This window comes from Bartonella tribocorum CIP 105476 (genome assembly GCF_000196435.1).
Classification (GTDB): Bacteria; Pseudomonadota; Alphaproteobacteria; order Rhizobiales; family Rhizobiaceae; genus Bartonella; species Bartonella tribocorum.
The window spans coordinates 2,607,263-2,619,061 of record NC_010161.1; the positions used below are offsets into that span (position 1 = coordinate 2,607,263).

Annotated in this window: 11 protein-coding genes; 5 read left to right on the top strand and 6 right to left on the bottom strand. The window is 34.7% G+C overall.

Translation table 11 applies throughout. The features are described 5' to 3' along the window. Window positions 1-8 precede the first annotated feature (8 nt). From ftsY to BTR_RS11855, 5 genes are all read left to right on the top strand, one after another. Window positions 9-1,247 carry a signal recognition particle-docking protein FtsY gene (ftsY, locus tag BTR_RS11835; RefSeq protein ID WP_038474393.1) on the top strand — a complete coding sequence of 413 codons (1,239 nt, stop codon included), beginning with the start codon at window positions 9-11 and terminating at the stop codon, window positions 1,245-1,247. Continuing rightward, the gene (locus tag BTR_RS11840) at window positions 1,244-1,930 is read left to right on the top strand and encodes a septation protein A (protein ID WP_012232625.1); all 687 of its coding nucleotides are present in this window, start codon (window positions 1,244-1,246) and stop codon (window positions 1,928-1,930) included. Before ftsY ends, BTR_RS11840 begins: the two co-directional genes overlap by 4 nt. Before the next feature lie 69 nt (window positions 1,931-1,999). Beyond that, complete coding sequence (gene gloB, locus BTR_RS11845; RefSeq protein WP_012232626.1) at window positions 2,000-2,761, top strand: hydroxyacylglutathione hydrolase; 762 nt, start codon at window positions 2,000-2,002, stop codon at window positions 2,759-2,761. Between the two features lie 167 nt (window positions 2,762-2,928). Beyond that, window positions 2,929-3,246, top strand: coding sequence for a hypothetical protein (locus tag BTR_RS11850; RefSeq protein ID WP_012232627.1), 318 nt, complete (start codon window positions 2,929-2,931; stop codon window positions 3,244-3,246). A 535-nt stretch (window positions 3,247-3,781) separates the two neighbouring features. Further along, window positions 3,782-4,249: a hypothetical protein gene (locus BTR_RS11855; RefSeq protein ID WP_012232628.1), complete on the top strand. Its 468-nt coding sequence runs from the start codon at window positions 3,782-3,784 to the stop codon at window positions 4,247-4,249. A gap of 24 nt (window positions 4,250-4,273) precedes the next feature. Here the strand turns inward: BTR_RS11855 and BTR_RS11860 are convergent, their stop codons facing one another. The 6 genes from BTR_RS11860 to rho all read right to left on the bottom strand — a co-directional run bounded on the left by BTR_RS11860 (window position 4,274) and on the right by rho (window position 11,242). Further along, the gene (locus BTR_RS11860) at window positions 4,274-5,170 is read right to left on the bottom strand and encodes a ParB/RepB/Spo0J family partition protein (protein ID WP_012232629.1); all 897 of its coding nucleotides are present in this window, start codon (window positions 5,168-5,170) and stop codon (window positions 4,274-4,276) included. Window positions 5,171-5,209: 39 nt separating this feature from the next. After that, window positions 5,210-6,007, bottom strand: a complete 798-nt coding sequence (locus tag BTR_RS11865; RefSeq protein WP_012232630.1) for a ParA family protein — start codon at window positions 6,005-6,007, stop codon at window positions 5,210-5,212. A 13-nt stretch (window positions 6,008-6,020) separates the two neighbouring features. Then, on the bottom strand, window positions 6,021-6,662 hold the full coding sequence (rsmG, locus tag BTR_RS11870) for a 16S rRNA (guanine(527)-N(7))-methyltransferase RsmG (protein ID WP_012232631.1): 642 nt from the start codon (window positions 6,660-6,662) through the stop codon (window positions 6,021-6,023). Further along, window positions 6,662-8,530 carry a tRNA uridine-5-carboxymethylaminomethyl(34) synthesis enzyme MnmG gene (mnmG, locus tag BTR_RS11875; protein WP_012232632.1) on the bottom strand — a complete coding sequence of 623 codons (1,869 nt, stop codon included), beginning with the start codon at window positions 8,528-8,530 and terminating at the stop codon, window positions 6,662-6,664. Before mnmG ends, rsmG begins: the two co-directional genes overlap by 1 nt. A 107-nt stretch (window positions 8,531-8,637) precedes the next feature. Next, window positions 8,638-9,945: a tRNA uridine-5-carboxymethylaminomethyl(34) synthesis GTPase MnmE gene (gene mnmE / locus BTR_RS11880; protein WP_012232633.1), complete on the bottom strand. Its 1,308-nt coding sequence runs from the start codon at window positions 9,943-9,945 to the stop codon at window positions 8,638-8,640. 31 nt (window positions 9,946-9,976) lie between these two features. After that, the gene (gene rho, locus BTR_RS11885) at window positions 9,977-11,242 is read right to left on the bottom strand and encodes a transcription termination factor Rho (RefSeq protein ID WP_012232634.1); all 1,266 of its coding nucleotides are present in this window, start codon (window positions 11,240-11,242) and stop codon (window positions 9,977-9,979) included. Window positions 11,243-11,799 lie beyond the last annotated feature (557 nt).

Genomic DNA, 11,799 nt, shown 5'->3' on the forward strand with positions numbered 1-11,799 from the left:
AAACTCTTATGACAAAATCTTTTATAAAAAAAATATTCTCTTTTAACAAATCTAAAGATCAGGAAATGGAACAAATGTCTATTCCTGATAAAAGCGATATAATAGAAGAAAATGAAGACAAAAATGAAAAGACAAAAAACGACCAAATCTCTATAGATGCAGAAAAAGAAGAAAAAATAAAAAATAAAAAGTCAACACCTACAAAACATGATGATCTCCCCCCATATTCTGATAAAATTCCCTCTTATGGCAAAATTATCGTCACAAACACCATCTGTGAAAAAGAAAGTGAAGAAACTTTACCTGAACCCTCTGTTGAACAAAAAAAGACAGCATGGTTTGGACGCCTTAGAAAAGGTCTATCCCTTTCTTCACAACGCCTAAGCGGATCAATCAGCGATCTTTTTTTAAAAAGAAAACTTGATGAAGAGACATTACAAGAACTCGAAGATATTCTTATTCAAGCTGACCTTGGTGTAGAAACAGCAACACGCATCACGAATACTTTAGCTTCCAGTCGTTATGGAAAAGATCTCTCCTCAGATGACATTCATACGATTGTCGCTGATGAAATCAAAAAAGTTTTGGAACCTGTTGCAATGCCATTAGAACTTGATCTCAGTCATAAGCCTCATGTTATTTTGCTGGTAGGTGTAAATGGTACGGGAAAAACGACAACAATTGGAAAACTTGCCGCCAAATTAACTGAAGGAGGACTAAACGTTATGCTTGCTGCTGGTGACACTTTTCGAGCCGCAGCGATTGAACAATTACATATTTGGGGTAAACGTATTGATTCTCCTGTTATTTCAACCAAATTGGGTGCAGATGCCGCAAGTTTAGCCTTTGATGCTTTTGAGAAAGCAAAAAAAGCAAACAGTGATGTATTAATTATTGATACAGCGGGGCGTTTACAAAATAAATCTGAATTGATGGATGAGTTGGCAAAAATTATTCGTGTTTTAAGAAAACACTCCCCCCAAGCGCCCCATACAATCCTTCAAACGCTTGATGCAACGACCGGACAAAATGCACTCAGCCAAGTGGAGATTTTCCGTAATATTGCCGGTGTTAATGGTTTAGTCATGACAAAGCTAGATGGGACTGCACGAGGAGGAATTCTTATCGCTATCGCAGCAAAACATAAATTACCCATTTATTTTATCGGTGTAGGAGAGAATATTGAAGACCTTCAACCCTTTTCTGCTTCTGACTTTGCCGAAACTATCGTAGGAAAACATGCATGAAACAACCTTTATCTAACCCTAATTCACACAATAATGCTGAGAAAAATATGAACAATAATAAAAAAACTTCCCTCTCACCAACACTTAAGTTTCTCTTAGAAATGGGACCATTGGTCGCCTTCTTTTTTGCCAATTATAAGGGAGAATGGTTGATAAAAAACATTGAATTTTTTCAAAATTTTAGTAAGCCTATTTTCCCTGCAACAGCTATTTTTATGGTAGCAATTATTATTTCTCTAAGCTTCTCATGGATTCTTGCAAGACAAGTTCCTATTATGCCTCTTATTTCCGGAATATTTGTTCTCGTTTTTGGCTTTCTAACACTCTGGCTTCATAATGAAACTTTCATAAAAATGAAACCAACAATCATTAACAGCTTATTTGCTTTTATACTGTTTGGTGGGATGTTTTTTAAAAAACCACTTTTACGTTATGCTCTTGACTCTACCTTAAAACTTGATGATTTAGGCTGGCAAAAACTCACCTATCGTTGGGCATTTTTTTTCGTTTTTCTTGCCCTTTTAAATGAAATCATTTGGCGCAATTTTAGCGATAATTTTTGGACAAGTTTCAAAGTATTTGGCGTTATGCCTATAACAGTCCTTTTCATGCTTACTCAAATGCCTATCATTATGAAACATTCAAAAGGACTTTTTACAGAAGAGGAGAATTCTGATTCTTAAACAAAATGTACCCATAATCATAAATTATCTTTCAGTTTCATCGTTGCATGCTGTTCATGGAAAAAAGACATGCTGATTGAGCAATTTATCTGTCGAAAAGATAATTTTGGTGTGCTTATTCATGACGAAAAAAGTGGTATGACAGCCGCAATAGATGCTCCTGAAAGCAAAGCAATTCACAACGCTTTAAAGCGTCGTAATTGGACACTTCATACTATTTTTGTGACTCATCATCATCATGATCATGTAGAAGCTCTTGCAGAATTAAAACAAGTGTACAATGCTATAGTTTTCGGGCCAGCAGCAGAAAAAAACAAGATTTACCATCTTGATCAAACACTTCAATCTGATGAGAAGCTTCTCTTTGGTTCTCAATCGCTCTTAGCTCTCTCAACACCTGGCCATACGTTAGGAGCTCTATCCTACTATTTTCCTGAAAAAAAATTACTCTTTGCTGGAGATACGCTTTTTTCACTTGGCTGTGGACGTCTTTTTGAAGGAACAGCAGTACAAATGCTGAATTCTTTAAAAAAACTTTGTAAACTCCCTGATGAAACGCTTCTCTATTGTGGACACGAGTACACAAAAAATAATGCTCTTTTCGCATTGACACTTGATCCGCATAATCAAAAACTTCAACAAAGAGCAGAAGAAGTTTTGTCATTACGCGCAAAAAATGCCATGACTCTCCCTGTCACTTTAGGGCAAGAAAAAGCAACAAACCCCTTTCTTCGCTGGAATGATCCAGCAATCAGAAAAAATCTTTCAATGAAAGATTCTACCGATGAAGAAGTTTTTGCTGAAATTCGAAAAAGAAAAGATAATTTTTAGTTATGTTTAAACTCGCATTGTGATTTTTCTTTCTTTACCCTTTTGTATCATATGCTTAAGAAACAAAAAACAGACGATTCTTTTTTATATCACCTGTCATCGGCAATTATCCCTTAACAAAAACTTTTCTTTTAAAGTTAGAAAAAATTGAAAAAGAATGTAAAAATTTGCTTCCAAAAACAGAAAATGATTCTTTTACTTATGACTCTAACGTTTTCTCTAATATTGAAAACTACACTGCCTATATTTCTAGTAAACCGAAATTTGTAAATATTTTGAGAGAAAATAATATTACACTAAAAGATTTTGCTGCTGGAACCTTAACGCTTGAAGGAATATTAATGCTTATTACATTTGCATCCGAAAAAGAATATTCGTCTGAGAAAAATATTGTATTTTTAAAAAATCTTGAATTTGTTAAAAAACATTTTTACAAAATAACGACTCTTTTAGGAAACTGTCAAAAACTCATTTTGAGCAACTAATAAGTTATGAGATATAGAAAAATAACAATCCATTTCTATAATAAGTCATGTATTGATTTATAATGATAATTCACTATTTTATATATTGAATCGATAAAAAACATCCGCTTACATGTTACAAGTGAAGAGGATCGTGTGGAGTGGAACTCTACAATAAAAATACCTTTGATAAATAGTCTTAAGTACCAAGGACTTTGTAGTACAGTGAGAACTGGCAGAATGTGTGATGATGCGGCTTGCTTTTTCATAATTCATAAAGATAGAGAGCTCTACTTATACTATTTCACGGACACCGTTCAAAACTGGACTTGAAAGCGTAAGATGCCCTTTTAAAAACAAGTGCATGAATTAGTGATCCAATGGCGTTCTACTCTTCGTTAGAGATATGTCTCTATCAAAAAGTCATCATATTTTCACCATTCCGAACAATTACCTTATATTCCTATTATATTTACAAATGATTTTTATAAAAACAAAGAGCAACAAACAGAAAGTTTCTTATTAAAATTCGCAAAAGAAAGGATAGTTTTTAGTCATGTTTAAATTTGCATTGTGCTTTCTTTTCCTTTTTCCTTTTGCATTACATGCTCAAGACAAAAAGCAAGAAACGAACAATCCTTCTCTTATATCATCTCCTCTTGAAAGTTACCCCTTAACAGAAGATATTCTTTTAAAGCTGGAGAAAATTGAAAAGGAATGTAAAAATCTACCTCCAGAACCGCAAAAAGAAAATACAAAAAGTGATCTTATTACTGATGATGATCACATTGAAGGATATATCGCTTATATTTCTAGTAAACGAGGACTCATGAATATTTTAAGAGAAAATAACTTTACACCAAAAGAATATGTCATCGCTCACCTAACACTTCAAGAAACATTGAATATGATTACAGATGAAGAAATTTCTACTTATGAACAAAACTTTGTACTTTCCAGTAATATAGAATTTGCTAAAGAGAATATGTATAGAATAATCAAAATTTTAAAAGGGAATTGTTAAGAAAACTCTTTTTTAAATAATTGATTAACTTTGTAAACGACGGCAAATTTCATCTAATTGTTCTAATGAAGAATAGTGTATTTTTAAATCGCCACCTTTTTTACCGTGACGAATAATAACTTTCATTCCAATAACATCTGCAAGTAATTTTTCTAAAGATTTTGTTTCTGCATCTTTTTCTATAGTCGTACGTTTTTTAGTTTTAGGATTAGCCTGTTCATATGCAAGTATTTCCGTTTGACGTACCGAAAGCCCTTCACGGATAATTTTTTCAGCTAAATCTTGTGGATTATCAACGGTTATAAGACAACGAGCATGACCTGCAGAAAGTTGTCCATCCATTAAGAATTGTTGAACTTTTTCTGGAAGTTTTAACAAACGAAGTGTATTTGCAACATGACTACGACTTTTTCCAATAACTTGGGCTAAATCCACTTGTGTATAATCATGTTCATTCAACAGCATCTCATATCCCTTTGCTTCTTCGATAGGATTCAGATCAGCCCGCTGAACATTTTCAATAATAGCCAATTCCAAAGCGGTTTTATCATCCACATCACGAATAATAACGGGTAATTGACTTAAATTTGCACGTTTTGCTGCACGCCAGCGCCGTTCACCTGCTATCAATTCAAACCGATGAGGATGATCTTTTAAAGGTCTTACAACAACAGGCTGAACCACACCGTGCTGACAAATTGATTGTGCCAAATTATCAAGCTCTATTTCAGTAAAATGACGCCGCGGATTATGAGGATTACATGAAATAGCTTCAAGAGAAACAAATCGTTCGGAAATGCTACCGGATTCCGTCAATTTATCAAAACTTGATGAACGTGCAAGATTATTGTTTAAATTGATATCTCCAATCAATGCCGCTAATCCACGTCCTAGTCTTTTTTTTGAGAGATCATCATTCATAATTTTTCTCTTTGAATTTTTAGATTATTTTTTATATTTCTAAGCAGCAGCGCGGGCTTGTTTTTCACGTTGAATCATTTCTGATGCTAGACGCAAATAAGCTTGGCTTCCAGCACATTTGAGATCATAAAGCAATACAGGCTTACCAAAAGAGGGTGCTTCTGATACTCTTACATTTCGTGGAATAACAGTACGATAAACTTTATCTCCCATAAAAGAACGTACATCTTCAACAACTTGATTTGAAAGATTATTACGTCCATCATACATTGTTAGAACGATACCTTGGATTTCTAAAGATGGATTAAGAACGGACCGTACTTGTTTTACTGTTTCAAGCAATTGACTTAAACCTTCAAGCGCTAAAAATTCGCATTGCATAGGTACCAAAACAGAATCTGCAGCCCCCATGGCATTCAATGTAAGAAGATTAAGTGATGGTGGACAATCAATTAAAATATAATTGAACTTTTTTTCCATTTCCGGATCATCATAGAGAGCTTTACGTAAGCGTTGAATACGATCTTGTGATGAGGAAATTTCCATCTCCACTCCTAAAAGATCAAGTGTAGAAGGAACAATATGAAGATTAGGTACGGCTGTTTTTAAAGCTGCTTGTGTAATCGAAACGCCTGAAACCAAAACATCATAAGACGATAAAGGTCGGCTATTACGATCAATTCCTAAGCCTGTACTTGCATTACCTTGTGGATCAACATCCATAATAAGGACATTTTCACCAATGGCTGCTAAAGCTGTTGCAAGATTAATTGCTGTGGTTGTTTTTCCCACTCCACCCTTTTGGTTTGCAATAGCGATAATTCGTGTTTCGCTCATTTTGCTTTACCCTCTAATATGATCGAATATGAGAAATTTCCAAAATAACAGAATTTTCATCAATTTTACTTGTATGTTTTAACAGATCAAAGTGCCAATTGGCAGAGGCATTTTTTACTTCTGTAGCGTAATCCCGACCTTTTTGCAAAAGAGCGATTGTTTTTTCTGTTAATAAAGGAAAAATAAGCTGTAAAAGCTCATTGAGCGGCGCTAATCCCCGTGCCGTTATAATATCAGATATGGGAATTTTTTGATAGATATCTTCAATTCTAGCATGATAAACCGTTGCAGGAAGATTAAGTTGAGCAATAACTGTTCGCAAAAAAGCAACTTTTTTTCCATTGCTTTCAACAAGATTAATATGTCCTGATCTTTTTTCTTTCAGAAAGATAGCAATCACAATTGCGGGAAAACCTCCTCCTGATCCTAGATCACACCACTGTAAAGAATGACTACACAAAGGAAAAATTTGTGCTGAATCTAAAATATGCCGTGTCCATAGATCTGGTATTGTTGCAGCAGATATCAAATTAATGTGCGCATTCCATTGAAGTATTAAAGACTCAAACTGAATTAAATTTTCCATCGTTTCACGTGAAACAGAAGGAACAATATCTAATAGTTGCTTATATTTTTGTTCTATAGAAGAATCCATTAAGCTTTTTTAGCCTTTTCACGTCGTTGACGTTGAATATATGTAATAATAAGTGATAACGCGGCGGGTGTCATACCATCAATTTTTTGTGCATCAGCAATTGAACGCGGCGACACTTCTTGAATTTTTGATTTAAGTTCGTTTGAAAGACCTGAAATTGCCTGAATATCAAGAGATGAAGGAATTTCCAAACGCTCATCTCTTTGAAGAGAGGCAATATCTTGTGCTTGTTTATCTAAATAAACCGCATATTGTGCTTCAATTTCTAAAGATTCTACCGTTTTAGAATCAATGGCTTGTAATTGTGGCCAAAAATGTGAAAGACGCTCTAAAGTCATATGAGGATAAGCGAGAAAATCATAAGCCGAACGCCGAATTCCATCATGATTCACGTGTAATCCATGAGCAGAAGCTTCATTAGGTGTTAAAAAGAGATTTTTGCATATTGATCGTGCTTGATCAAGCCGTTGTTGTTTTTTCTGATAACAATCCCAACGTACTTTACTGACAATCCCCCATTCTTGTGCCAAAGGTGTTAAACGCGTATCAGCATTATCAGATCGTAAAGACAAACGAAATTCAGCACGTGACGTAAACATCCTATAAGGTTCACAAACCCCACGTGAAACCAAATCATCAACCATAACACCAATATAAGCGGTAGAACGACTTATAAATATTTCATCTAATTTACCTACTTTACGTGCCGCATTCAATCCCGCTAAAAGTCCTTGTGCTGCAGCTTCCTCATACCCTGTTGTACCATTAATTTGTCCCGCTAAAAACAATCCTGGTAAAGAGCGTAATTCTAAGCTTTTTGTTAATTGTTGTGGATTAACAAAATCATACTCAATAGCATAACCGGGCTGTAAAACTGTAGCATTTTCCAATCCTTCAATGGTTTTTAAGAAGGAAATTTGTACATCTTCAGGAAGAGAAGTAGAAAGACCATTTGGATAAACCGTATCATCATTTAATCCTTCTGGTTCCAGGAAAATCTGATGTCCATCACGTTCCCCAAATTTAACAATTTTATCTTCAACTGAAGGACAATAACGAGGTCCTAATCCTTCAATATTTCCAGAATATAAAGCAGAACGATGGATATTATCACGAATAATTTGGTGTGTTTGCGCATTAGTACGTGTTATTGCACATTCAATTTGTGGCTGTTCAATTTTCTCTGTTAAAAAAGAAAAAGGAACGGGATTTTCATCTGCTTGTTGTTTTGAAAGACGATCCCAATCTATTGTTTTTTTACTCAAACGAGCAGGGGTTCCAGTTTTTAATCGCCCAAGTTTTATATGATAATTTTTTAAACGTTCAGCAAGTTGCACACTTGCTGGATCTCCCATACGGCCAGCAGCCCATGTTTTATCACCGATATGAATAAAACCATTTAAAAATGTCCCTGTTGTTAAAACAACAGCACCAGAAAAAATTGTTCCTTGTTTTTTTAAAATAACACCTGATACACAATGATCTTTAACAATCAGATCAATAACTTCATCTTCAACGAGTGTCAGATTTTCTTGTTCTTTTAAAAATTTTTGAATGGCTTCTTTATAGAGTTGTCTATCTGCTTGTGTCCGTGGACCCCTCACTGCTGGTCCCTTGCGTCGATTAAGGAGTCTAAACTGAATTCCAGCAGCATCTGCTGCTCTTCCCATGAGACCATCTAACGCATCTATTTCACGTACTAAATGCCCTTTCCCAAGCCCCCCAATAGCAGGATTACAGGACATTGTTCCCAGTGCTGATATTTTATGTGTCAAAAGTGCTGTTTGTGCACCTACACGTGCTGAAGCTGAAGCTGCTTCACAGCCCGCATGACCACCACCAACAATGATAACATCATATGATTGCATTTAATTCATTCCATAGAGAATAGTTCTAAGGTTTCACGTGAAACAAGATATAAATTATATAATCTTTTAAATCTGTCTATGAAATAATCAATGTTTCACGTGAATCATTATTTACCAACACAAAACTCTGAAAAAATAATATCAAGCAAATCTTCAACATCAATATCTCCCGTAATTTTTCCAAGAAAATCACTTGCACGACGGAGATGTTCTGCACGTAAACTGAGATCAAGAGAATGATAATTAAGAGAATTTTCAATTTCCTTAACAGCTTCCTTTAATAATTGAAGTTGTCTTTTACGCGCTGGAACAAGATTCCCAACTTCAGAAGCACGACGATGACAAAATGATTCAAGTTTTTTGATAAAACAATCAAAATTTAAACCAGTTAATGCAGAAAATTGTATAGACCAGCACGGATCATTTTTCTCATAAAGATCAAGCTTATTACCAACACGCCATATTTCAGCCGATGTTTCTGGTAAATCAACTTGCTTAGGATTTACAATATCATAAACTAAAATAACCAAATCAGCTTCTCTCACATGCTGTTTAGCAACTTCTATTCCCAATTGTTCTATTTTATTTTCTGTTTTTCTAAAACCAGCAGTATCCGTTAAAAAAATAGGTAAACCACCAAGAACAAGTCTCATTTCTAAAGCATCACGAGTCGTTCCAGCTTCTTCCGTCACGATAGCAACAGATCTTCCTGCAAGACGATTCATAATGCTTGATTTCCCAGAATTAGGAGCCCCCGCAATAACAATTTTTAATCCATCACGTAAAATACTCGCACGTTCTCCTTCACGAATATGTTCTCGAAGAGAAGTACAAAGATCTTCCACATCTTTCCAAATTTTATCAGATATTGTATCAGGAATATCTTCTTCATCAGCAAAATCAAGTTCTGCTTCAATAAAAGCACGCACCTTCATAAGCTTATGACGCCAATCACGATAAAGTGTTGTTAAATGTCCACTTGTCCCCATAACTGCTAAACGCCGTTGACTTTCTGTTTCTGCTTCTATTAAATCAGCAAGACCTTCCGCTTGAACAAGGTCTAATTTTCCCTCCATAAATGCACGACGTGAAAATTCACCCGCTTCTGCAATACGGCATCCAGAAAATGTCGATAATTCATCGAGAAAACGATTAACAACTGCTTTTCCGCCATGTAAATGGAATTCTGCACAATCTTCTCCCGTAAAACTATGAGGAGCAGGAAAAAAAACAGTTAAAGCAGAATCTAAAAAGCTGCCATCACGAGCAATGAGATTTCCATAATGCATAAAGCGTGCTTTAGGTAAACAACCGCACAGTGTTTTAACGATATGCACAACATGAGGGCCAGAAAGCCGAATGACTGCAACCCCTGAAGGTAACAATCCACTCGAAACAGCAAAGATTGTATCCACAGGTTTTATCCTAATAAAAACTTTAATGACTCTAAGTATTCATTGAATCAAAAAATTCGCTATTATTTTTTGTTTGCTTTAATTTATCAATCAAAAACTCAATTGCATCTGTTACATTCATAGGTGCTAAAATACGACGAAGAACAAAAATTTTGTGTAAATCTTGTCGTGCGACCAAAAGCTCTTCCTTACGCGTTCCTGACTTTAAAATATCCATAGCAGGGAAAATACGCTTATCAGCAACTTTTCGATCAAGAACGATCTCGGAATTACCTGTTCCTTTAAATTCTTCAAAAATAACCTCATCCATACGGCTACCTGTATCAATCAAAGCCGTTGCAATAATAGTTAAAGAGCCACCTTCCTCAATATTACGTGCAGCACCAAAAAAACGCTTTGGACGCTGCAAAGCATTTGCATCAACACCCCCTGTCAAAACTTTACCTGAAGAAGGAACAACGGTATTATACGCACGCCCAAGACGTGTAATCGAATCAAGAAGAATAACAACATCGCGTCCATATTCAACGAGGCGTTTAGCTTTTTCAATGACCATTTCTGCCACCTGTACGTGACGTATTGCAGGTTCATCAAAAGTAGAAGAAACGACCTCTCCTTTTACTGAACGTTGCATATCTGTAACTTCTTCTGGTCGTTCATCAATCAAAAGAACAATAAGATAACATTCAGGATGATTAGTGGTAATAGAATGAGCAATATTTTGTAGGAGAACTGTCTTTCCTGTCCGAGGTGGTGCGACAATTAATCCTCTTTGTCCTTTTCCCAACGGAGATATCAGATCAATCACACGCGATGACATATCCTTCTCTGTAGGATCTTGTATTTCCATTTGGAAACGTTCATTTGAATAAAGAGGAGTAAGATTATCAAAGTGAATTTTGTAGCGAATCTTCTCAGGTTTTTCGAAATTAATTGTATTAATTTTAAGAAGAGCAAAATAACGTTCCCCTTCTTTTGGGCTCCGTATAGGACCTTCAATGGTATCCCCTGTTTTTAAAGAAAATGACTGGATTTGTGCAGGTGAAAGATAAATATCATCAGGTCCAGGAAGATAATTAGCGTCAGCAGAACGCAAAAATCCAAATCCATCTTGTAAAACTTCAACAACACCTTCTCCTATAATTTCTACGTCTTGTAGAGCAAGTTTTTTCAAAATCGCAAACATTAATTCTTGTTTGCGCATAAGGGAGGCATTTTCAACTTCTAATGTTTCAGCAAAAGAAACAAGTTCAACGGGATTTTTGCTTTTAAGTTCTTGTAGTTTCATTTTTTGCATGAAATATGCTCTTTTAATTAAGGAGAGAATTACCCTAGACAATTTATAGAGATTTTATAGAATGAAATATCTTTAAGAAAAAAATATTTTACACTCAATTTTTTCAATCTGCAAGTGCCATTTATATGAAATTTATTCGTGTAATATTAAGAATATTATATAAAATAATATAAAATCCAAATAGTATTTAATTATTTTATAATAAAAATATGAACTTAACCTATAGCATTAATGAAATATCATTCAAAAGCATTTTTTACAGAACTTTTTATTAATAAAGTTATATTAAAAGAGGATTCTTTTTATTTAAAGTTGTGTTTAGTGTGAATTATTTTTTATACGCCATTTATCCTCAATTTTATCCACAAAAGCAAAGAAAAAAAGAATAAAAATAACACTATCTTAAAGATGTTATCCTCTCTTTATTTTCATAAGAGGTTTTTGATTATCACAAGCTTTTAATTTGTGCATAATAATGGAGAATTTTTCCTAAATTTTAGGTTTATAAAAAACAGTGAAGATATATACACATGTCTTAACAAGGAGTTAAATTTTTT

Coding starts and splice junctions, on each gene's coding strand:
- ftsY (WP_038474393.1), top strand. CDS start 9: ATGACAAAATCTTTTATAAAAAAAATATTCTCTTTTAACAAATCTAAA.
- BTR_RS11840 (WP_012232625.1), top strand. CDS start 1,244: ATGAAACAACCTTTATCTAACCCTAATTCACACAATAATGCTGAGAAA.
- gloB (WP_012232626.1), top strand. CDS start 2,000: ATGCTGATTGAGCAATTTATCTGTCGAAAAGATAATTTTGGTGTGCTT.
- BTR_RS11855 (WP_012232628.1), top strand. CDS start 3,782: ATGTTTAAATTTGCATTGTGCTTTCTTTTCCTTTTTCCTTTTGCATTA.
- BTR_RS11860 (WP_012232629.1), bottom strand. CDS start 5,170: ATGAATGATGATCTCTCAAAAAAAAGACTAGGACGTGGATTAGCGGCA.
- BTR_RS11865 (WP_012232630.1), bottom strand. CDS start 6,007: ATGAGCGAAACACGAATTATCGCTATTGCAAACCAAAAGGGTGGAGTG.
- rsmG (WP_012232631.1), bottom strand. CDS start 6,662: ATGGATTCTTCTATAGAACAAAAATATAAGCAACTATTAGATATTGTT.
- mnmG (WP_012232632.1), bottom strand. CDS start 8,530: ATGCAATCATATGATGTTATCATTGTTGGTGGTGGTCATGCGGGCTGT.
- rho (WP_012232634.1), bottom strand. CDS start 11,242: ATGCAAAAAATGAAACTACAAGAACTTAAAAGCAAAAATCCCGTTGAA.